We start from the raw sequence: 20,095 nt of genomic DNA on the forward strand, positions 1-20,095 counted from the left end.
TGACCGGTTACTCACCCAGCTCATCCTCACCTCTCGGGGCGCGTCTCGACGGACTGGTGGGACGGTGGTTTCGCACAGCCCCTGGTGCGGCATCTGTCCCGTATGACCGTACGGCCAGTCGTCAAACGCACCGCCCGCGCGATCCTGCTCGACGGTGCGGACATCGTCCTGATCAAGCGCACCAAGCCGGGCCGGGCCCCGTACTGGATCACGCCCGGCGGCGGCGTCGAGCCCGAGGACGCCACGGTCGTGGACGCCCTGCACCGCGAACTCCACGAAGAACTGGGCGCCAAGATCACCGACGTGGTGCCGGTTTTCGTGGACACCGTCGAGCACATCAGCGACGGCGGGGTGGACGGCGTCAAGGTGCAGCACTTCTTCGTCTGCCGCCTGGAGTCGATGGACCTCGCCCTGCGGCACGGGCCCGAGGTGGAGGAGCCCTGTGGCCAGTACGAGATCGTGCGGGTGCCGTTCACCCGGGTGGGGATCGCCACGGCCGAGGTCGTCCCCCTATCCTTGCGCCACTACCTCGACGGCAATATCGAGGGCGTACGGGCCATGCATGCGCCTGACCTCGGGTGATGCGCGGGCGGCGAGCAGCAGCGATGGACGGAAGTGACCGGCCTGACCGCGACCGCCCCGCCCCTGTACCCCGCGTACTTCGTGCCCCGTCTCCCTCTTCGTCCTACCCGAACCAGCCCCGGAAGCCCTCCGCTTCGGCATTCGTCGAACCCGACATCTGGGCACGGGCGAGCACCCGCTCGACCTCCCGCTCCACCTGCTCCCGTACTTCCCGGGTCCGCGGAGGGGAGACGGTCTCCTGACGGGAGACGATCTCCTGGCGGGACACAGCCCCCTGACAGGACACAGCCTCCTGATGTGCCCCGACTTCCGAACGCGGTACGGGCGCCAGGCGAGACCCCACAACCGGGCGGGGAACGGGCTCAAGGCGGGGCCCGGAATCCGGGCAGGCCCCGGAGTACGGGCGGGAGGCGGAATCCGGGCGGGCAACGGGCTGAGGACGGGCTACGGGCTCCGGACGGGTCGCGGGCTCCGGACGGGAGTCGTCCTCCTGTCGGGAAGAAGCCGCCCGGCGTGAGCCGTCGTCCCTCTGAGGTGAGCTGCCGCCCCTGTGACGTGAGCCGTCATCTCTCCGCCCCGAATCGCCCTCCCGGCCCGAATCGTCCTTCCGACCCGAATCGCCCTTCCGACCTGAGCCCTCCCGTCCCGAGCCATCCTGACGCGAGGTCCTCCCCTCGGGCGTTCCGTCCTCCCGGCGGCCGGCTGCCTCCGCCGCCGCGCCGAAGAAGTCCCCGCCCTTGCGCTTGACGTCGTCCGTGCCCCAAGCCCGCGCCCCGCTCGCCTGCCGGGGCACCTTCTGCAGGTGCGGAATGTGCTTGGCACAGTGGATATACGTTTCCTCAACCTCGACCTCCACCCACAGCTGAGCACGTCGGCCGGGCACGGGGTCTGCGGGCAACTCCGGGTGCCGAGCCCGCATCTCGTCGTCCATGACCACCCGCGCCCGCCCGTTGACGTGCAGGCCGATGCGGTCGCGCATGAAGTCGATCATCAGAATGCCGAGGTGTGGATTCTCGGAGAGGTTCCCGACGGACGCCATGACGCCGTTGCCCCGGTATTCCGGGTAGGCGAGCGTCCGTTCGTCCAGGACCCGGAGAAACCCGGGCGGGCCGGCACGGAAAGTCGAGTCGCACTCGCCGTGCCGGTCGGCCGTCGCCAGGAAGAACATCTCCTGGCGGCCGACGAACTCCCGCATCCGCGCGTTGAGATGGTCCAGTACCTGGTCGTCGTAGAACCGGTCGGCGCGGTCGGCCGTCCCCATCCGCTGCTGCACCAGGTGCTCACCGTCGCTGCCCGGCCGCGCCTCCCGTACGTCCGTACCAGGCCCGGCGCCCCCACCCGGCCCCGCCAGCCCGTACGTATCAGAAGCCTCGGCCGCACCGGGAACCCCAGCCGCACCGAGTTCGCCATACGCCGTCACACCATCTCCACCATGTGCCGCCAAGCCGTGATCACCATGTGTCGTCAATGCTCAATCTCCCGCCGCGACCAGCTCTTCCACGGAGTCGTGCCGTATGCGGTCGGAGGGAATACCGACCCCCACCAATGCGTCCACGCCGTTGCGTATCATTCCGGGCGGCCCGGACAAGTAGGCGTCATATTCCCGCCATGGGCCGTACTGACGCACGGCGTCCGGGAGTTGACCGCTGAGGCTGTTGACCGGGCCGCCCGGCCGTCCGGTGGCGACGACCGGGCGTACGGACAGCCACGGGTGGCTCTGTTCCAGCCGCAGCATGGTGTCGAGGTCATAGAGATCATGTCCGCTGCGGGCGCCGTAGAAGACCTCCATCGGACGCCGGTGGCCTCGCTCGGCCACGTCCTCGACCAAGGCCTTGATCGGCGCGATGCCGGTACCGCCGCCCAGGCACAACAGCCCGTTGTCAGTGGTGTGGTCTACGGTCATGGAACCGGATGGGGAACCGAGCCGGATGACATCGCCGGGGCGGGCCCGATGGACCATGGCGTTGGAAACCCAGCCGGCCGGTACGGCTTTCACGTGAAAGGAGAGCAGGCCGTCGGAGCGGGGCGCCGCGGCGAAGGAGTAGTGCCGCCACACGCGCGGCCACCAGGGGGTTTCCACACTGGTGTACTGACCGGCCAGAAAGGGGTAGGGCTGGTCGGGCCGGATGGTGACAACAGCGATGTCGGGCGTGCGCAGTTCGTGCGAGACGACCTCGGCCTGCCACCAGGCGGGGGCCACCGCCTCGTCCTCGGCGGCAGCGTCGATCATCATCTGCGAGATGACGGTGTACGCCCGCACCCAGGCGGCCTCGGTCTCCGGATTCCAGGTCCCGGGGGCGTAGCGGGCGAGCGCGGTCAGCAGGCACTCGCCGACGGCCGGGTAGTGCTCGGGCCGAGTGCCGTACTTGCGGTGCCCGCGACCGAGGTGGGAGAGGTACTCGGTGAGGTAGTCCGTGTCGTCGACGTTCTTGACGGAGGTGAGCAACGCCTTGAACAACCGGTCACGCTGAGCATCCATCGCGGCGGGGAACAGCGCGCGCAGATCCGGATGATGCACGAACAGCAACGCGTAGAAGTACGAGGTGACCTTGTCCGCCACGGACTCGACCTCGTCCAGAGTCCGCCGGATGAGGACCGCGTCGGGGGACGCGTTGGTGGGTGCGCTGGGGGATGTGTTCGGGGATGCGTTGGAGGGCCCGCCGAAGGCCGCGTTGGGGGAGGCGCCGACGGGCGCCTGTATCCCAACGGGCGTGGGGAGCGCTGAAGGTGGGGGTGTGGATGTGCTGGTCCCGCGGGTGGCCCTGGTGGCCCCGTGAGTGGTCCCGGCGGCCCCGTGGACGGGCGCGGTGGCCCCGTGGGCGGGCGCGGTGGCTCCTTGGGCGGCCCCGTGGCCGGGCGCGGCAGTCCCGTGTGTGGGTGAGGTGACCTCACTCGTGGGCGCGGTGGTCTCGCTCGCGGACAGGGTGGTCTCGCTTGCGCGCCGGGTGGTCTCGCTTGCGGTCGCGGCGTACTCGCCCGCGGGCGAGGTGGCTCCGCCTGGAGGCACGGCGCCCCCCGGCGCCGATGCCGCGATGGCTGGCGCCGTGCTTGCGGTGGTGGAGGTGGAGGCGGGTGGGTGGGTAGGGGGAAGGGAGGAGAAGGTTTCGGCCCCGCCCCCGTGCTCTTCGGGTGCCCGTTCGCGCGCCGCTGCCGTGCCTACGGGCCTTATGGAGCTGACCGGTCGGCTGGGTACCCGTTCCCGGCCGTACCCGTCACCGTCGTGCCGCCACGCATGACCGCCCTGCGGACCTGACTGGTCGTAGCTGCCGGCTCCGGGTCGGGCGTTGGCTGCGCCACGGGCAGCCGCATCGGTGTGGGCAATCGTTCCCGTACGACCGTCCGCGTCGGTGCGGGCAATCGCTTCGGCACCTACGTCCGCCCCGGTATGGCCGCCGAAATCGCCGCGGCCGCCAGGGGTACTGCCCCCGCCCCCGCTCCTGCCCTTCACGCCGCTGCGCTCGGCCCCGCCGCCGTGACCGGCGCCTTGACCGCTCACGTCACCAGTCACGTCACGGGACACATCACCGTTCTCGTCGTCGCTCGCGTTGCCGCTCTGGCCGTCGTGATCATTCCGGCGGCCCGTGGCCCCCGTAGTCGCCTGATGATCTTCAGTGGACTTCTTCGACGGAGTGAACCATCCCCAATCGCCACTGCTGCCGCCAGAAGAGCCGTTATCGGCCGTCGTGGTGGACGGAGCGTCCATGGTCTGCCTCGCCTCGAACGTCTTTCGATCGTCTTCGCACTTCCGCAGTTCGGAATGTGCCCGGAATTCCCCCGCGCCGCTTCGAAATCCTTAATCGACCAAAGCTGTCCCGGCAACACCCTCCAAAGCGGACACGCAGCACGTTCGTCCGGCAGCGCGCGGACTCCTTCTCCGCAGCGTGCCACCCGGCTCCGGCGCCCCGGACAAACACCGGGAAGTCCTGGCACGGCAGGCCGCTTTGCCACTAGGCTGGCGGGCTTCATGCCCCGCCCCGCCGTACGGCCACAGGCCGCCGGAAGCACTCACCCCGCTCGACCGGACTAGACCATACCCGCAGTACTTGAATACACAACCCCTGCACTGCGAACGCTTCCCGCCCGCCTCCGATTTCCGCGCTCCCTCCCCACAGAACGCAGAACACAATGCATCGGGCATGGCGCAACAAACGCCCGCGAGCAGCCGGGAATTACCCGTCGGCCCGCACGAGTTCGTACGCCTCGCGCAGGTCACGGCCGCTGTACGCGTATGAGGCCAGGCCGCTGACATGGTGGTCCGCATTCACCGCCACGGAAGCGGGAACGGCCGCGAACAGGGCGGTGTCGGACATGGAATCGCCATACGCCACGCAGTCGGAGCGGCTCAGTCCGAACGTGGCGCACAGTTCATCCATAATCCTCACCTTTGCAGACGCGGAAAGTATCCCGTTCGGTTCCACCCGGTCCCGAAATGGCAGTGCGGGCCAGCGTGAGCCGTGCGCCGCGTCCGCTCCCCAGCCCGTCAACCGCTCCACGAAGAACCCCGGCGACAAGGAGATCACCGCGGATCGCTCCCCTCGCGCCCGGATGTCCGCCCACACCTCCCGGATGCCGGCCAGCCACGGTGCGCCGTCGAAGGCCACCGTCACCAGTTCCTCGGTCAGCTCGGACCACAGCTCACACGCCAGCTCCGCGAAGCGGAACGGTGTCAGCTCGCCGGCGGTGAAGGACCGCTCCAGCTCGGCGATCTCCCGGTCAAGACCGAGCTGCCGGGATATCTCGACGGCGGCCGCGGAGCCGTAGAGCAGCGTCCCGTCCATGTCGAACAGATGTAGCTTCCCCATGGTGGGGAGCGTAGGACGTGGCGGTCGGCTGCGTCCCGTCAGTCGCACCGGTCACTCAGCTCCGGTAGTCACCACCGCCACCACTGCCCCCGCCCCCGCCATGACTGCCCTCGCCCCCGCCACACCTACTCGACCCCGCGTACGCCCGGATACTCCCGCCGTCAGATGCCATGCGGCCCGCCGGCCGCGACCGTGGGTCTCATGAAGCAGCTCAGCAGGCCCGCGCGCCGTGCCACCCTCGTCGTCCATGTCGCGGTCTCCGTCGGCTGGCTCGGGCTCTCGCTCGGACTGCTGACGCTCAGCGTCGCCGGGTACACCTCGGGGTCGCTGGACACCACCGTGGCCGCCTACCGCGCCATGAAGATCTTCAGCGACTGGCTGATCCTCCCGGTGGCGCTGTCGTCGCTGGTCAGCGGCCTGATTCTGTCCGTCGGGACGCCCTGGGGCCTGGCCCGCCACCGCTGGGTCGTCGTCAAGTTCTGGCTGACCCTGGCGACCGTGCTGTTGACCGCCTTCTCCCTTCGCCCGGGCATCGACCGGCTCGCGGCCGATGCCGTGGCCGGCACTCCGGACACCGGGCTGAGCATGGTTTCCGCCCCTTCCGTTGCGACGGCCACGTACCTCTTCGTCACCGCCATCTCCGTACTCAAGCCCTGGGGGCCCACCAAACGCGGCGGCCGACTGCGCGCTGCGCAATCGGCCGAGGTCCGCGAACGGGCACGTAAGCGCCCGAGTGACGCCGTCAGTTGAGGCCCGCCGCCTCGATGGCGGTACGGGCGATGCGGTCATCCTGCTCCGGAGCGCCACCGCCGACGCCGATCGCGCCGATCAGACGGCCGTCCCGGTGGACCGGCATGCCGCCCGCGATGAACAGCAGCGGGCGGTCGAGCGCGGTGGGCAGGGTGTGGAAGAGGCCGTCGGGCCGTACGGCGTCGACGAGGTCGGCGGTCGGCGCGTCGAGTTGCAGAGCGGTGTACGCCTTGCGGGTGCTGGTCTCGCCCGAGATCAGCACGGCGGTGTCGTCGCGCCGGAAGCCGAGCAGGTGGCCACCCGCGTCCAGGACGGTAACGCTGCCTCGCACTCCGAGGTCGGCGGCAGCGGTACGGGCGGCGCCGATCAGAGCGTCCGCGTCGCGGGTGGTGAGGGGGCGAACGGCGGGGGTGGTGCTCATGAGTGGTGCTCCTGTGAGTGGGGGGTGCTGTGTGGATGTGTACGGGGGTGGTCCGGGCGGGCGCGGGTGGTGCACGGGCGGTGCACGTGTGGTGGGGTCGATCGTGCGTCCGGGAGCGCTGCTCGGAGTGGGGCCGGCTGTGACGGCTGTTGCGGGCGCTGGGCTGGAGGAACGGCCAGTCCGGCCCGCCTGCCCATCCGCGTACCGCAGCCTCAGCCGCGTACGGCCACCGCGGCCTCCTCCTCGGTGCTGCCAACACCACTGCCGACACCACTGCCGACTCCCGAAGCAATCACCCGACCCCTACGGCCCCTACGGCCCCTGCGCTCCAGCGCGCCCGCAAGGACCGCGACGCCCAGCGCCAGGACGGTCATCCCTACGCCGACCCAGTTCGGCGCCGTGAGTCCGAGGCCCGCCGCGATGACGATGCCGCCGAGCCAGGAGGCGAGCGCGTTGCCGAAGTTGAAGGCCGCGATGTTGCCGACCGAGGCGAGGGTGGGGGCGGCCGCCGCCTGGTCCATGATCCGCTTCTGTAGTGGCGGTACGGTCGCGAATCCGAAGGCGCCGATGAGGGCGATGGTGACGGTCGCGGCGGCCTTGTTGTCCGCGGCGAAGCTGAACGCTGCCAGCGAGAGCGCGAGGCCGATCAGTGACACGTACAGCATCGGCATCATGTGGCGGTCGGTGAACCGCCCCGAGACCAGGTTGCCGGCGACCATGCCCAGCCCGAAGACGGCCGTGAGCCAGACGACGGACGACGGTGCGAAGCCGGTGACCTCGGTCATCATCGAGGCGAGGTAGGTGACGGCCGCGAAGACGCCGCCGAAGCCGAGGACCGTCATCAGCATCGCCAGCCCGACCTGGGGGTTGCGGAAAGCGGCGATCTCCTGGCCCATCGGGGCCGCAGCCTTCACGCGCTGCGCCGGGACCAGCTTCGCGACTCCGAGGAGTCCGAGCACGCCCAGGACCGCGATGGCGACGAAGGTGGCGCGCCAGCTGAGCTGCTGGGCGAGCAGGGTTCCGAACGGTACGCCCACGACGTTGGCGACGGTCAGGCCCGCGAACATCATCGAGATGGCGCCGGCGCGCTTGTGCGGCGCGACGAGATCGGCGGCCACCAGTGACCCGATGCCGAAGAACGCGCCGTGGGCGAAGGACGAAACGATCCGCCCGGCCAGCATCACCGCGAAGACCGGCGCCACGGCGGTGAGCAGGTTGCCCACCACGAACAGTCCCATCAGCAGCATCAGCATCTGCTTACGGGTCATGCGGGCGCCGAGCACGGTCATCAGCGGGGCGCCGACGACCACGCCGAGCGCGTACAGGGTGGTCGCGTACCCGGCCAGGGGGATGGAGACACCGAAGCCGGCGGCCACGTCGGGCAGCAGCCCCATCACCGCGAACTCGGTCATCCCGATCCCGAAGGCGCCGATGGTGAGCGCCAGGAGAGCGAGCGGCATGACGGATCCCTTCGAACGATTGCATCCAGCTTCAACAAGCGTCGACAATAATTGCAGACGCTGGCTACTTGCAAGCGCGGGCTATTTCGCCGGTGTCCTATCCTGGGTCGTACGACCTGTAAGGAGGTCCCTCGATGACGCAGCAGACCCGGCAGGCGCCGCGGCAGGATGCCGCCACGGATGGACACCCGGGCACGGACTCGGCCGCAACGCAGGACAGGACCTCGTTCGGAGCCCCCGACACGGCCACGTCAGGCCAGGGCTGCCCCGCCGGCGCCGGCTCCGCCCCGGCTCTCGCCCAGGGCTGGTGCGCCCTCTCCGCCCTGCACGGCCGCATCGAGTCGCACATCGAGCGCGCACTGCAGGCCCGGCACGACCTCAGCGTCCGGGAATTCTCCGTACTGAACGTGCTCAGCGAGCAGCACGACGGCCCGGGCGGCCACCTGCGAATGCACCAGGTCGCGGACTCGGTCGTGCTCAGCCAGAGCGCCACCACCCGCCTGGTCACCCGACTCGAAGACCGCCGACTGCTCTCCCGCTACCTGTGCCCCGACGACCGGCGCGGCATCTACACCAACGTCACCGACGAAGGCCGTCAGCTGCTCGAAGAGGCCCGCCCGACGCACGACACGGCACTTCGCGAAGCACTCCAGGACGCCGCAAAGCGTCCCGAACTGGCCCCTCTGGTGACCGCGGTGGAAACCCTCGCGCCGCCTGCCTGAGCAGGGGTGCGTAGGGTCCCGCTCATGAGCGACTTCGAGATCCGCCGCGCGACCGAGGACGACATTCCGAGCATCGTCGCGATGCTGGCCGACGACGAACTGGGCGCCGCCCGCGAGACCCCGGACGACCTGACGCCGTACCGCGCGGCCTACAAGCTGCTGGCCAACGACCCCAACCAGCACCTGGTCGTCGCCGTCCGGGACGACCGCCCGATCGGAACGCTTCAACTCACGGTGATTCCGGGGCTTTCGCGGCGCGGCAGCAGCCGCTCGCTCATCGAGGCGGTACGCGTGCACACCGACGAGCGGGGCAGCGGCCTGGGGACCCGGCTGATCGAGTGGGCGGTCGCCGAGTCACGCACCCTCGGCTGCCGGATCGTGCAGCTCACCTCCGACGCGACGCGCATCGACGCCCACCGGTTCTACGAGCGTCTCGGCTTCGAGGCCTCCCACCTGGGGTTCAAGCTCCAGCTCTGACCCCGCGGGGCCCCTGCCCGCCCACTTGCCAGTTGCCACCTCCCGCCTCCCGCCTCCCGCCTGCCACGGGCATTCGAGCGCCCGTGCTCCTGCGTGCCCGGCGCTTGGGCGCCGGGCACGCATCCACCCGCCCCGGCAGCGCAGCGGCCGCTGTTCAGCCACCACCACTGCCGTCGCGAGTACGCGCCCGAGCTCTGGCCCGGTGCGCCTTCTGCCGACAGGCCCCGCCACAGAACCGTGCCAGCCGCCCCGTACGCGCGCGCGGCACGGCGCCGCCGCACACCTCACATCGCGTTTCGTTACGAACCTGGCTCTGGTGCGGCAGTTTCGTCACGCCTCTTCCCGCTCGCAGCCCGTCGCACATCAACGCCGTCACCCGCCCCTGCGGCGCTCCTGACGACACCTGTCGCTGCTCCATTGAGAGACAGCCGACCAGCAGCGCCAGGACGTCGACGAGGTCGACGTCCTTCCTTACTCCACCCGCCTCTTGGGCCCGTACAAGCAGTGCGCCCAGAGCCTCGCCGAAGTCCCGCTCAGCCTGCGGCGAGGGCTCGTAACCACCCTCGCCGGCCGCTTCCAGCGCGTCACACAATGCTTTGTTCCGGGACGCCAGCCGTACCACCGACCCGAAGTACCGGAAGAAGACGGCGACGGGGTCCGCAGCGTCCGCCAAATCCCGTGCAGTGTCGGTGAAAAGTCGCATCCGGTCGGCGACCGCAGCCCTGAACAGCGCGTCCTTGGACGGGAAATGGCGATAGACGGTGCCCGCACCGACCCCGGCACGCCGCGCGATCTCCCCGAGCGGCACCCCCAACCCCTGCTCCTCAAAGGCTGTTCGCGCCGCCTTCAACACCAGCTCCCTGTTGCGCCGCGCGTCCGCTCGCGCAGGGGCGGGCCCCTCGCTCGTCACCATCGAGACTCCTGGGAACCGTAGACGTCCGGGTCGAGCGTCCCCTCGCCTCAAGCGGGTCGCTCACTCCGATTCTACGGGGGCCTCAAAACAAGATCATTAACGGCGCACCATCGCGGTGAGTGCGAGCAACGGGCCAGCACGGCGACGCGGCGAGCAGCCACCTCCCGGCGGACAGCTGGCTGGCAGGGCCCTCACTTGCGATCCGTCGACATGACCGGCCGGCCGCACGAGGCGCCGCCACCGAGGGGCGCGTACGGGGTCTTCAGCGTCCAGCCTGCATCCGGGCCACCCGGCCTGCCACCGGAGTACGACCAATAGGAGGAGCCGCCAACTGAGCTTTTTTGTAAGGTCGTTGAGGTGCCAACGGACTCGCGAGATGCACACCCACACCCACACCCACACCCACGACATACCGGGCCACCGCCCTGCGGCTCACGCCCTCCATGAAGAATCACGCACGCCCGACGCGGGGCCTGCGCGACATGCCGCCCTCAGCCTTCATCCCCCTCTGTCCCGCTTGGCCCCGGTTACCGCGGCGCCCCTCCCAGCCCACCCTGTTGTTTCACGTGAAACCGAAAAGCCGCGAGGATCCGAGAAGAGCCGCGAAGAGCCCACCAAACACTGCGGGGTGCCGTTTCACGTGAAACGGCACCCCGCAGTGTGCGCTGCAATCGACGGACGCTCAGCCCGCCATAACCTCGTCCCAAGCCGCACCGGCCGCCGCGGCCGCACTGTCACCGTCCACTGTCACGCCCAGCACCCGCAGGCCCGCTGCCAACGCCGTGAGGGACGCCAGCACCACGCCGCGCTCCGCTGCCTGCCCGTAGTGATTAACCCGGATCATCTCCTTGGCGAGCGTCCCGGCTGCTGCCTGCACGGGCACCACGACCGTTCCGTCCGCGGCGTCCAACGCTGCGGAGACGATCTCGCGGGCGTCCATCTCCGCAGGCGCGCGCAGCGTCGTGGCCGCCGGTGCCGCGTCCTCGTCCCGCAGTACGTAGGGAGACAGGGCGCCAAGTGCCCGTACACCCGCCCGTACCGCTGCGGCCGCCGCCCGGTGCCGGGTGATGACCGTGTCGAGGCCCTCCGCCTCGACACGGTCCACAGCCTGCTCCAGGGCGAGCATCTCCAACTGCGCCGGAGCATGCGGCAGCGCCGTACGACCGCCGTCGATCCAGCGCTCCTTCCAGTCCAGCAACGAGAGGTAGGAACGTCGGGGAGCCTGCTCATTGGCCGCGATGCGCTCCCAGGCCCGGGCGCTCACCGAGACGGCCGATACGCCTGCCGGTCCGGCCAGCGCCTTCTGCCCGCCGATCACACACAGGTCGACACCCCACTCGTCGGTGAGCAGCGGTTCGGCTCCCACCGAGGCGACGGCGTCCAGCATCAGCAGGGCGCCGTGCTCCCGCACGATGGCACCGATCTCGGCGACGGGGTTGGTGTTGCCGGTCGCCGCCTCGGCGTGCACCAGACTGACGAAGTCGATGGCGGGGTTTTCGCGCAACGCCTCCGCCACCTGTTCTGGACGCACGGCCCCGGTGAACGGCGCGCTGATCGTGACGACCTCGGCGCCGCAGGACCGGAGCCAGCCGCCGAAGGTCTCGCCGTACGGTCCGGTCACGATGTTGAGCGCCGTGCTGCCGGGGCCCACGGCGGCACGGATGCACGCCTCCAGCGGAAGCAGCGCCTCACCCTGGGTGGCCACTACATCGGACCGGGTACGCATCAGCGCCGCGACCTTGTCCTCGATCCGCGCGAAGTGTCCGGCGGTGAGCGGCGGCAGGTCGAGCAGGTCCGGGGCGTCGGAGGTCGTGTTCACGGCGGTCGCGTCAGTCACGGTGGCCTTCCAGCGGTAGCGGGCCGCGGTGCGGCGGCTCCTGATATCTGGCACGACTGTACGTCCGGGGCGTCCACCCCTGCCGTACGGGCTCGCTTCGCGCTGACCGGGCCCGCTCCGCCGGGACGGCAGTCCGCCGGGGCGGGCCCGACGGCACTGTCAGCGGGCGCGCCAGCCACCCTCATCGACCCCACCCGGAACGGGTCCGGAGGGCTCGTACGGCCCCCGCGTGAAGACGAAGGTGCCCACATCGAGGTGGCTGACCGAGCCGTCCTCGGTACGGACGACACGCAGCCGCTCACCTGCGAAGTAGCCGTCCAGCCCGGTCCAGGTGCCGTCGGACTCCGCACGGAACCGCGAGGCGCGCCCTCCTGGGCCCGACATGAGCGAAATCTTCAGGGTGCGGCCGGCGCCCAGCCGCAGCACGTACGGGTGCGCGCCCCAGTACCACGGTCCGGTCACGGCCAGCAGGTCTTCGTCCAATGGCCCGTCCAGCGAGCGCCACAGTTCGGGGATCCGCGGCTCCCGCTCCGCGACGATACCGGCCAGTTCGGCGGCGATGGTGCTGACGGCCGAGCCCGACGTGCAGTTCGCCAGCGCGATACCGGCCACGTCCTCGGCCACGTCGATCCACAGGGACGCAACGAAGCCGGGCATGGACCCGGTGTGGCCGAACAGCAGACGTCCATTCCACCGTACGAGCTGCAGACCGAGCCCGTAGCCGCCGTCCCACGCCGCCTCCTCGGGAGGTACGGCCGGGGCCCGCATCTCGGCGAGGGTCGCGGCGCTGAGCACCCGGTCGTCGCCACGGGCCAGAAACGCCGCCCAGCGGCCCAGGTCCGCGACGGTGGACCACAGCTGTCCCGCCGGGCTCATCAGTCCCGTGTCCTGGGCGGGCTCCGGCAGCAGCACGTCCGCCCAGGGATGTACCGCCCAGCCATCGGCGTGCGGTGCCTGCGGCTGGAGCGTCGTACGGCTCATGCCCAGCGGCTCCAGCACCTCGCGGTGCAGTACCTCGCCCCAGGGCTGCCCGTCGCGCAGACGCTCGATCAAGACGCCCAGCAGGGCGTAACCCGGGTTGGAGTAGTGGAACCGCCGTCCTGCGGGCAGGCGGCGCGGGTCTTCCTCGAAGAGGTCTCCGGGCTCCTTCCGCAGCGTTCCGGGCGTCCGTTCCCACCACGGCCCGCGGGCTTCGGCGGACAGCCCTGAGCTGTGCGAGAGCAACTGGGCGATCGTCACATCCGGAGCCGCGCCACCCGGCACGTGCTTGCCGAGCGGGTCGCCCAGGGTGAGCAGCCCCTCGTCACGGAGGCGCAGTACCAGTACCGCGACGAACGTCTTGGTGATCGACCCGATCCGGTACTGAACGTCCACCCCGTCGGCGGCACCGACAGCACCGGTCCGGGCCCCGGCCCAGGCCACCTTCCCGTCCCGTACCACCGCTCCCGTCATCGACGGCGCACGTCCCTCGGCCTGGCCGATCGCCAGCCGCCGCAACAGCGCACGTTCCGTCTCGGGCAACAGCACACCGGGCCGCCCCTGCCCCGCACCATGTCCCCCCGCCCCGCTCAGCTCTTCACGCGGGCCCAACTCCTGGGGCACGTCGGGCGTTTTCGCACTCATGGCACTCCTCGACAGCTCATCAACCGCGGTATGGGCAAAGGATGCAGCACAGAGGCAGCACCTATCCCATCGCCCGCCCCCCTGAGGTATCCCGAGCGAGCCCCTGGACATGACGTCGGCGTCAACAGCTACGGTCGTTCTGGCGACCGGAACCGAAGCGGGCCGGGCCGGACGGGGACGGACATGCGAATCGGGGAACTGGCCGAGCGAGCGGGAACCACCACGCGCACCCTGCGGTACTACGAGGCACGCGGCCTGCTCCCTGCCGAGCGCACGGCCAGTGGCCACCGCTCCTACAGCGAAGCGGACCTGCGCCTGCTCCGGCAGATACAGATGCTGCAGCGCTTCGGCTTCGAGCTGGAGGAGACCCGGCCCTTCGTGGAGTGCCTACGCGCCGGCCACCCCGCGGGTGACTCGTGCCCCGCCTCCCTCCAGGTCTACCGACGCAAGCTGACAGAGGTGGACGCCTGCATCGCCCAACTCCAGGACGTACGAGAACAAGTCAGTGACCAACTGGCTCGCGCCGAGCAGGCCTTGCTCGCACTGGCGAGCGCCTCGACCCATCCCGGCGGGTCCCACCCACGGTGCGAACTGACCCGCCCCGACAGCTGACACGCCCAGTCAACTGCCCCACCCGGCCTCCGCTGCCGGCGCCGCGATGGCCTCAATGGCCTTCCCGAGTGTCTTCTGCTCCTCCGCGGGGAGCCATCGCGCCGCGTGAACCATGTCCAGTGCCGCACGTAGCCGGGCGCGGTCCTCCTGAGTGCCGAGGTTCCCCAGATATGCCGGCAGGATCAGCCCCAACGCCTTGAGGTCGTGACTCTCGCACAACCTCATCAGCAGATCTGCCAGCAGCGCCCCCACGGCATCCGCCGCATCACTGTTTCCTCGCGCACCACCACTTGCCGGCGTGCCGGCCACCGACGCGCCCGCCGTCTCCCGCAATCCCTCAGCGATCGCGAACCGGTTCCACATCCCGTAGTCGCCGTCGGGCACCTCCCCGACTCGCTCGGCAGCACGACGGAAGTACTCGTACGCCGTGGCGACATCGCCCAGCTCCCGGTGGGCACGCGCCATGTTCGCGTACAGGGATGCATAGAACCCGCTGACGCGCTCGTCACCTACCCGGTCCGCCCGGTCCAGGCACTCCTGATTCCACCGGAGTGTGTCCTCCGGCGTGTCGTTGTGCCGAGCCACGTAATGAGCGGCGATGCACGCTTCATAGTCATCGCTCGCCTTCTCCCACCCCAACAGAAACAGCCGACGCGCCTCGGCCTCCATGCCTCGTACACAGAGCCGCACCACGTGATTCTCCGGGTCCACCGTGCCGCTCCCCTCAGTCGGTTTCACGTGAAACAGGCACCTGCACCGGCATGACCAAGGTGGTGAAGCTGCCCTGGTCAGCGGAGCGCACGACCACCGGCTCGGTGCCGGAAGCGATCTCCAGCAGCACGTCGGGCCCGACGCTCGCGTCCAGCGCGGGGACGAGCACCGCCGGATCGAAGGCAATATGCACCCCCGGCCCTGTACAGAACGCGCTCACCACGACCGGCCCTCGAACGCGTAACGCTCTCCTCCCGCCCCGACCAAGCCCCCTCCCTCACCGCGCACCTCAACGTCGATGTGCCGCTGCCGCAACGCCCACGACGCCATGCCCGCCAGCTCTCCGGCATCGACAAGAACCCTGCACGGAGCACCGCCCGTCACCCTCGCCCTAAGCACCCGGACCGCCAGCCGGTACCGGTCGGTGGCGACCAAGCGCACCTCACCGTCGCCGAGTTCGAGCAGCACGCAGCCCAGAACCGGAAACTTCGCACGTGTCTCGGCGTCCGCGACCGCAGGGCCCACCTGCCGTACCGCGCTGGACAGCTCTGCGCCGCCGACACCAGCCCGCCCCCGGAGCTGCTGCGGAGCCCCCTCCGGAAGCTCACGCAGCATCTCCCGGATCAGCGCCTGCGCGGTGTCCGCAGTCTGCTGTGTCCGCTCCAGGTGGGCGCAGAGCACCGTACGGGCGTCTGTGTCGCGCCCGTCGAGTACGGCCCTGGCATCGATCAACGGCAGCCCCGCCCCCGCAGCCTGCGCAGCAGCACGGCTCGGGCCTCCTGCTCGCCCCCGTAGAACCGATAGCCGCTCACCGGATCGCCCCTTACAGGACGCAGGACACCGCAGTCGTCGTAGAAGCGCAGCGCGCTCGATGTCAGGCCCACCCGCCGCCCGAACGCCCCGATGCCCAGCAGTTCTTCGCTCTCCTCCATGGCCGCGATTCTGGGCCTTCAAGCGGCTTGAAGGTCAAAGTCGGACCGGCAACGCTGCCCCCGTCATCTACTACGCGGGCGTCCGACCGAGCGCAGCCTCGACCCGGCCACGCAGCAGCTCGTACTCCTCCCCACGACGCGGCAGCCACCCTTCGGCCGCGGTACGGCCCGGGCGCCGGACACCACCTGGCCGCGCTGGAACTGCTCGTACGTGAGGTCGATCTCGATACCGCTGGAAAGCCGGTTCCACCAGTGGTAATTGTGCTGTTCACCGTCGAGGTACACCTCGCCGACCATGAGCTCACCCCCGAAGAAGTCGTGCACGACGAGTGCGGTGATGTCGCACTGCCCCCGGGCGGGATTGTCGACGGTCCAGACCTCCTCGAAGGCCTCCTCGGTCAGCGATTCGGGGTTGTGGCCTTCCCACTCCGAGACGGGAGGCTCCGCGGTGAGCCCGTACTTCTCGTCGTAGGCGTTCGGACCAGTAACAGCGCATCCAGGTCATCACCTGATCATTCTGACGAGACGAGGCCCCGGACGACGCCTCCCGGTAAGTACGAAGTCATGCAGGCGGAGTTGCGGCGACTCCGACCCTCGCCAGCGGGCACAACGCCACGCAGAGGCAAAGCCCGCCAAGCGGAAGCAGATCGAGATCGGCCACCATCATCGCTATGCCGAGCATCGTTAGCGCAGGTCGCCAGAGACTGACGCGGCGCTCCACAGCGAGCTGGACCACCAGCCACAGCAGACCGACGTAGAACAGCATCGGGCCGACTGTGTACACCACAGCCCTCACACCCGGGTAACTCTGGATGCCCTCGAAAAGCCGCTTCATCCCCGCTCGGTCCTCAGCCCGTAAACCGACGACGATATCGACGACGCCTTGGGCGGTGACGGCCCCCACCCCCACCAGTCCGAGCCCTGTCGCCACACGGACGCTCAGCCGGGCTGCGCCCGCCGCCGGCGCCATCCGCAGCAGTCCCATGAAGATGGCGGCGAACAGCAACACCCCAGCGACCATGGCGATATGACCACCGGCCCAGGCAAGGCCCGGGTTGTGGTCCGGGTCAGTGAGACGGATGACGCCGTACGCCACCATGCACAGCGGTGCGGCGATGAAAGCCAGCCGCGTCAGTGCGGTCCGCCGGATCCCCCGAGATCGTTTTGTCATGCGCCCAGCTTGTCGGCGACATCGCATCCAAAGATCAGGCATCACCCCGAGGAGGCCCTTCCCCGCCCCTGAAAAGCCGCTCGGGGTTGGCAGGGCCGAGACAGGTCCAGACAGGCCCCTATGCCTGACGTCGGCCGCCTTGACGGCAGAAGGCGGAAGAGTCTCCTCACGCGCCCCCGGAGGGGCTGGCCTCCCAGGCCGCCTCGATCATCCGGAAGATCTCGTCCACCGCGGCGTCCGGGTCGGCTGCCTCGCGGGCCAGTGAGAAGGCGTCGATCGCGAACCTCGCGATCGTCCGGCAGGCCATCGTGCTCCGCGGCGGGCCGGGGTCGGCGGCGATGGCCGTTGCCACTGATTCCGCGTGGCGCAGCCGCATCGACTCCTCGTAGGACCGCAGGGCGGGTGAGGCGTCGATCATGCGCCAGATCGGGGCGGCGCCGTCCGCCGTGCAGTGCCGTACCAGGGCGAGGATTTCGCGGCGCAGCGCGGGGATGAGCGGCTCGTGCGGCGCCCGGTCGGTGACCGCCCGGGTGAGGCGTTGCTCGAAGTCCTGGTCCTGTTCGAACACCAGGGCTTCTTTCGCGGCGAAGTGGGAGAAGAGCGTGGTGACGGCCACGTCGGCCTCGGCGGCCACGTCACGGATGCCCACCGCGTCGTACCCGCGCTCCAGGAAGAGCCGCAGGGCGGCCTCCGCGATCTTCTGGCGGGTCGCGGCCTTCTTGCGTTCACGGCGTCCGGACGGCTCATTCATACACCTCACGCTATCAGCACCAAAGGAGTAACAGTTCTAAAAAGCTAACCGTTAGTGTTACGGTCGGCGCCATGAAGAAAGTGAGCTACGCCGAGTTCGGCGGTCCCGATGTTCTGCACCTCATCGACGCCGAGGAGCCCCACGCGGGCCCCGGCCGCATACGCATCGCCGTACGGGCGACGGGGGTCAACCCCGTCGACTGGAGACTCCGGGAAGGCCAGGTCCTGGGGGCCCATCCGGTCGCGCTGCCCTCCGGCGTCGGGCAGGACGCCGCCGGAGTGGTGGACGAAGTCGGCGAAGGCGTCGAAGGGGTCGCGGTCGGCGACCACGTGTTCGGCGAAGGAGTCGATACCTATGCCGAGTTCGCCGTGTTGTCGGCCTGGGCCCGTATGCCCGAGGGCCTGACGTTCGAAGAGGCGGCCGGGTACCCCTCCGTGGTCGAGACCGCGCTGCGCATCATCGGCCAGTCCGGAGTGCGGCCCGGGCAGACGCTGCTGGTCAGCGGTGCGTCCGGGGGAGTCGGATCGGCGGTGCTGCAGATCGCCCGCGACCGCGGCATCACGGTGATCGGCACGGCCGGGGCCGCGAACCAGGACTATCTGCGCAGCCTGGGTGCCCTCGCCACGACGTACGGCGACGGCTTGGTCGAGCGGGTGCGCCGGCTCGGCCCTGTCGACGCCGCTCTCGATCTGGCCGGCTCGGGCGTACTCCGCGAACTCGTCGAACTCACCGGGGACCCGCACAAGGTGGTCTCCATCGCCGACATCGGGGCGCCACAGTTCGGTGTCCGCTTCTCCGGCGTGGCCGGGAGCGTGCCGGACGCGCTCGCCGAGGCCGCCGATCTCATCTCGCGGGGCAAGCTCCGCATCCCGGTCGAGAAGTCATACACGCTCGCCGAGGCCGCGGCGGCGCACATCGACAGCCAGGCCGGTCACACGCGCGGACGCCGCGTCATCGTCATCTGAACCGACGCCCACGCGGTCGCACCACCCGGCGAAACGGATTCTTTCCAGCACACCTGCCGGCGCCCCCGGCAGGTGTGCGACACGTAGGAGCCCCTGTGCACACTCCTGTCACGATCATCGGCGCCGGCCTTGGCGGCCTCACGCTCGCCCGCGTCCTGCACGTACACGGCATCCCGGCCACGGTTTACGAGGCAGAGCCCGCACCGTCCGCCCGCGCGCAGGGCGGGATGCTGGACATCCACGACCACAACGGCCGGCGCGCCCTCGAAGCGGCCGACCTGATGGACGAGTTCCGCGGCATCGTCCTGGAGGGCCGCCAAGCGATACGGCTCCTCCACCGGGACGGGACCGTCCTGTTCGACAAGGCCGACGACGGCACGGGCAGCAGCCCCGAGGTGCAGCGCGGCGACCTGCGGCAGATCCTGCTCGACTCGCTCCCGGCCGGCACCGTCCGCTGGGGCCACAAGGCCGGCAGCACCCGTGCCCTCGGCGAGGGGCGTCACGAGGTGACCTTCACCGACGGCACCACCGTCGTCACGAGCCTGCTGGTCGGCGCGGACGGCGCCTGGTCACGAGTCCGGCCGCTGCTCTCCGACGCCACACCCGAATACGTGGGCCGGTCCTTCGTCGAGACCAGCCTCCACGACGCCGACTCCCTGCACCCGGCCACCGCGAAAGCGGTCGGCGGCGGGACGCTCGGGGCAGTCGACCCGGACGAGCACGGGAAATGGTTCGTGGCCCACCGGGAGAAGGACGGGACCCTCCACGCCTACCTCACACTGGCCAAGCCGCTGGACTGGTTCGCCGCCATCGACTTCACCGATGCCGCCGCGGCCGCCGCGCGGATCGCGGCGGAATACGACGGCTGGGCACCGGAACTCACCGCCCTGATCACCGGCGGCGAGACCGCACCGGTACTGCGCCCCCTGCACGCCCTGCCGAACGGGCACCGCTGGGACCGGGCACCGGGAGTGACCCTGCTCGGCGACGCCGCGCACCTCTCGACCCCCAACGGCGAAGGCGCCAACCTGGCCATGCAGGACGGCGCCGAACTCGGCAAGGCCGTCGCCTCACACACCGACGACATCGAGACCGCCCTCACCAAATACGAGCAAGCGCTGTTCCCCCGCAGCGCCGCGGCCGCCGCCGAAGTCGGCCACAACCCCACGCCCCAGGAGGTGATCACCTTCTTCACCCAGGGCGGGCGGATCGAATGAGCCACGCGTCGTGCGGGCTCAAGGACAGGTAGTCGAAACTTGGGAGCGGTAGCTGAGGACTCTGGGGGCGCCGGTCGGGCCGCCCGTCGCGCGCCCCCGGAACCGGTTCCGTCCTCGGTGACCTCGTACAACACGATCTGGACCAAGGC

21 protein-coding genes and 1 pseudogene are annotated in these 20,095 nt (G+C 70.0%); 7 read left to right on the plus strand and 15 right to left on the minus strand.

Annotation, left to right across the window (positions count from 1 at the left end; translation table 11 throughout):
• The first annotated feature begins 102 nt into the window (after nt 1-102).
• On the plus strand, nt 103-582 hold the full coding sequence (locus ACZ53K_RS24460) for an NUDIX domain-containing protein (protein ID WP_468840362.1): 480 nt from the start codon (nt 103-105) through the stop codon (nt 580-582).
• 694 nt (nt 583-1,276) lie between these two features.
• On the opposite strand, the pseudogene ACZ53K_RS24465 reads toward ACZ53K_RS24460, so the two are convergent.
• From ACZ53K_RS24465 to ACZ53K_RS24475, 3 genes and pseudogenes are all read right to left on the minus strand, one after another.
• Nucleotides 1,277-1,855: pseudogene (locus ACZ53K_RS24465) on the minus strand (pyridoxamine 5'-phosphate oxidase family protein); the annotation flags it as partial.
• A 198-nt stretch (nt 1,856-2,053) separates the two neighbouring features.
• Nucleotides 2,054-3,142, minus strand: coding sequence for a globin domain-containing protein (locus ACZ53K_RS24470; RefSeq protein WP_468840364.1), 1,089 nt, complete (start codon nt 3,140-3,142; stop codon nt 2,054-2,056).
• A 1,609-nt stretch (nt 3,143-4,751) separates the two neighbouring features.
• Nucleotides 4,752-5,384 (minus strand): HAD family hydrolase, encoded by a 633-nt coding sequence (locus ACZ53K_RS24475; protein ID WP_468840366.1) that lies wholly within the window; start codon nt 5,382-5,384, stop codon nt 4,752-4,754.
• A 201-nt stretch (nt 5,385-5,585) separates the two neighbouring features.
• On the opposite strand from ACZ53K_RS24475, the gene ACZ53K_RS24480 reads away from it, so the two are divergent.
• Nucleotides 5,586-6,134: a DUF2269 domain-containing protein gene (locus tag ACZ53K_RS24480; RefSeq protein WP_468840368.1), complete on the plus strand. Its 549-nt coding sequence runs from the start codon at nt 5,586-5,588 to the stop codon at nt 6,132-6,134.
• On the opposite strand, the gene ACZ53K_RS24485 is transcribed toward ACZ53K_RS24480, so the two are convergent.
• Together ACZ53K_RS24485 and ACZ53K_RS24490 are read right to left on the minus strand one after the other, a co-directional pair.
• Complete coding sequence (locus tag ACZ53K_RS24485) at nt 6,127-6,555, minus strand: GlcG/HbpS family heme-binding protein (protein ID WP_468840370.1); 429 nt, start codon at nt 6,553-6,555, stop codon at nt 6,127-6,129. The genes ACZ53K_RS24480 and ACZ53K_RS24485 overlap by 8 nt on opposite strands.
• Before the next feature lie 212 nt (nt 6,556-6,767).
• The gene (locus ACZ53K_RS24490) at nt 6,768-8,015 is read right to left on the minus strand and encodes an MFS transporter (RefSeq protein ID WP_468840372.1); all 1,248 of its coding nucleotides are present in this window, start codon (nt 8,013-8,015) and stop codon (nt 6,768-6,770) included.
• A 323-nt stretch (nt 8,016-8,338) separates the two neighbouring features.
• Here ACZ53K_RS24490 and ACZ53K_RS24495 point away from each other — a divergent pair, with 323 nt between their 5' ends.
• Together ACZ53K_RS24495 and ACZ53K_RS24500 are read left to right on the plus strand one after the other, a co-directional pair.
• The gene (locus ACZ53K_RS24495) at nt 8,339-8,737 is read left to right on the plus strand and encodes a MarR family winged helix-turn-helix transcriptional regulator (RefSeq protein WP_468840434.1); all 399 of its coding nucleotides are present in this window, start codon (nt 8,339-8,341) and stop codon (nt 8,735-8,737) included.
• Between the two features lie 24 nt (nt 8,738-8,761).
• Nucleotides 8,762-9,214, plus strand: a complete 453-nt coding sequence (locus tag ACZ53K_RS24500) for a GNAT family N-acetyltransferase (protein ID WP_468840374.1) — start codon at nt 8,762-8,764, stop codon at nt 9,212-9,214.
• Nucleotides 9,215-9,368: 154 nt separating this feature from the next.
• Here the strand turns inward: ACZ53K_RS24500 and ACZ53K_RS24505 are convergent, their stop codons facing one another.
• The 3 genes from ACZ53K_RS24505 to ACZ53K_RS24515 all read right to left on the minus strand — a co-directional run bounded on the left by ACZ53K_RS24505 (nt 9,369) and on the right by ACZ53K_RS24515 (nt 13,587).
• Nucleotides 9,369-10,127: a TetR/AcrR family transcriptional regulator gene (locus ACZ53K_RS24505; RefSeq protein ID WP_468840376.1), complete on the minus strand. Its 759-nt coding sequence runs from the start codon at nt 10,125-10,127 to the stop codon at nt 9,369-9,371.
• 682 nt (nt 10,128-10,809) lie between these two features.
• Complete coding sequence (locus tag ACZ53K_RS24510; protein ID WP_468840378.1) at nt 10,810-11,964, minus strand: pyridoxal-phosphate-dependent aminotransferase family protein; 1,155 nt, start codon at nt 11,962-11,964, stop codon at nt 10,810-10,812.
• 159 nt (nt 11,965-12,123) lie between these two features.
• Nucleotides 12,124-13,587: a serine hydrolase domain-containing protein gene (locus ACZ53K_RS24515; RefSeq protein WP_468840379.1), complete on the minus strand. Its 1,464-nt coding sequence runs from the start codon at nt 13,585-13,587 to the stop codon at nt 12,124-12,126.
• 183 nt (nt 13,588-13,770) lie between these two features.
• Between ACZ53K_RS24515 and ACZ53K_RS24520 the strand changes: the two genes are divergently transcribed.
• Nucleotides 13,771-14,199, plus strand: coding sequence for a MerR family transcriptional regulator (locus ACZ53K_RS24520; RefSeq protein WP_468840381.1), 429 nt, complete (start codon nt 13,771-13,773; stop codon nt 14,197-14,199).
• A gap of 9 nt (nt 14,200-14,208) precedes the next feature.
• Here ACZ53K_RS24520 and ACZ53K_RS24525 read toward each other — a convergent pair whose 3' ends face one another.
• From ACZ53K_RS24525 to ACZ53K_RS24555, 7 genes are all read right to left on the minus strand, one after another.
• Nucleotides 14,209-14,910 (minus strand): hypothetical protein, encoded by a 702-nt coding sequence (locus tag ACZ53K_RS24525; RefSeq protein ID WP_468840383.1) that lies wholly within the window; start codon nt 14,908-14,910, stop codon nt 14,209-14,211.
• Nucleotides 14,911-14,923: 13 nt separating this feature from the next.
• Nucleotides 14,924-15,103 (minus strand): hypothetical protein, encoded by a 180-nt coding sequence (locus ACZ53K_RS24530; RefSeq protein WP_468840385.1) that lies wholly within the window; start codon nt 15,101-15,103, stop codon nt 14,924-14,926.
• Nucleotides 15,104-15,126: 23 nt separating this feature from the next.
• Entirely contained in the window at nt 15,127-15,642 is a 516-nt protein-coding gene (locus ACZ53K_RS24535) for a DNA polymerase III subunit beta family protein (protein ID WP_468840387.1), read from the minus strand.
• Nucleotides 15,639-15,842: a MerR family transcriptional regulator gene (locus ACZ53K_RS24540; RefSeq protein WP_468840389.1), complete on the minus strand. Its 204-nt coding sequence runs from the start codon at nt 15,840-15,842 to the stop codon at nt 15,639-15,641. The genes ACZ53K_RS24535 and ACZ53K_RS24540 overlap by 4 nt, the downstream gene beginning before the upstream one ends.
• A 63-nt stretch (nt 15,843-15,905) precedes the next feature.
• Entirely contained in the window at nt 15,906-16,244 is a 339-nt protein-coding gene (locus tag ACZ53K_RS24545) for a YunG family protein (protein ID WP_468840436.1), read from the minus strand.
• Nucleotides 16,245-16,404: 160 nt separating this feature from the next.
• Complete coding sequence (locus tag ACZ53K_RS24550; RefSeq protein ID WP_468840391.1) at nt 16,405-17,013, minus strand: hypothetical protein; 609 nt, start codon at nt 17,011-17,013, stop codon at nt 16,405-16,407.
• A 166-nt stretch (nt 17,014-17,179) separates the two neighbouring features.
• Nucleotides 17,180-17,764, minus strand: coding sequence for a TetR/AcrR family transcriptional regulator (locus ACZ53K_RS24555; protein ID WP_468840393.1), 585 nt, complete (start codon nt 17,762-17,764; stop codon nt 17,180-17,182).
• 71 nt (nt 17,765-17,835) lie between these two features.
• Between ACZ53K_RS24555 and ACZ53K_RS24560 the strand changes: the two genes are divergently transcribed.
• Nucleotides 17,836-18,729 carry an NADP-dependent oxidoreductase gene (locus ACZ53K_RS24560; protein ID WP_468840395.1) on the plus strand — a complete coding sequence of 298 codons (894 nt, stop codon included), beginning with the start codon at nt 17,836-17,838 and terminating at the stop codon, nt 18,727-18,729.
• A 95-nt stretch (nt 18,730-18,824) separates the two neighbouring features.
• Entirely contained in the window at nt 18,825-19,946 is a 1,122-nt protein-coding gene (locus tag ACZ53K_RS24565; protein WP_468840397.1) for an FAD-dependent oxidoreductase, read from the plus strand.
• The last annotated feature ends 149 nt before the right edge of the window (nt 19,947-20,095 follow it).

The sequence above is a fragment of the Streptomyces sp. NPDC033221 genome, assembly GCF_055577005.1.

Excerpts from the sequence above, each read along its gene's own strand:
- ACZ53K_RS24520 (WP_468840381.1), top strand. The coding sequence starts at position 13,771 with ATGCGAATCGGGGAACTGGCCGAGCGAGCGGGAACCACCACGCGCACC.
- ACZ53K_RS24555 (WP_468840393.1), bottom strand. The coding sequence starts at position 17,764 with ATGAATGAGCCGTCCGGACGCCGTGAACGCAAGAAGGCCGCGACCCGC.
- ACZ53K_RS24485 (WP_468840370.1), bottom strand. The coding sequence starts at position 6,555 with ATGAGCACCACCCCCGCCGTTCGCCCCCTCACCACCCGCGACGCGGAC.
- ACZ53K_RS24505 (WP_468840376.1), bottom strand. The coding sequence starts at position 10,127 with ATGGTGACGAGCGAGGGGCCCGCCCCTGCGCGAGCGGACGCGCGGCGC.
- ACZ53K_RS24480 (WP_468840368.1), top strand. The coding sequence starts at position 5,586 with ATGAAGCAGCTCAGCAGGCCCGCGCGCCGTGCCACCCTCGTCGTCCAT.
- ACZ53K_RS24560 (WP_468840395.1), top strand. The coding sequence starts at position 17,836 with ATGAAGAAAGTGAGCTACGCCGAGTTCGGCGGTCCCGATGTTCTGCAC.
- ACZ53K_RS24550 (WP_468840391.1), bottom strand. The coding sequence starts at position 17,013 with ATGACAAAACGATCTCGGGGGATCCGGCGGACCGCACTGACGCGGCTG.
- ACZ53K_RS24515 (WP_468840379.1), bottom strand. The coding sequence starts at position 13,587 with ATGAGTGCGAAAACGCCCGACGTGCCCCAGGAGTTGGGCCCGCGTGAA.
- ACZ53K_RS24540 (WP_468840389.1), bottom strand. The coding sequence starts at position 15,842 with ATGGAGGAGAGCGAAGAACTGCTGGGCATCGGGGCGTTCGGGCGGCGG.
- ACZ53K_RS24475 (WP_468840366.1), bottom strand. The coding sequence starts at position 5,384 with ATGGGGAAGCTACATCTGTTCGACATGGACGGGACGCTGCTCTACGGC.
- ACZ53K_RS24460 (WP_468840362.1), top strand. The coding sequence starts at position 103 with ATGACCGTACGGCCAGTCGTCAAACGCACCGCCCGCGCGATCCTGCTC.
- ACZ53K_RS24500 (WP_468840374.1), top strand. The coding sequence starts at position 8,762 with ATGAGCGACTTCGAGATCCGCCGCGCGACCGAGGACGACATTCCGAGC.
- ACZ53K_RS24490 (WP_468840372.1), bottom strand. The coding sequence starts at position 8,015 with ATGCCGCTCGCTCTCCTGGCGCTCACCATCGGCGCCTTCGGGATCGGG.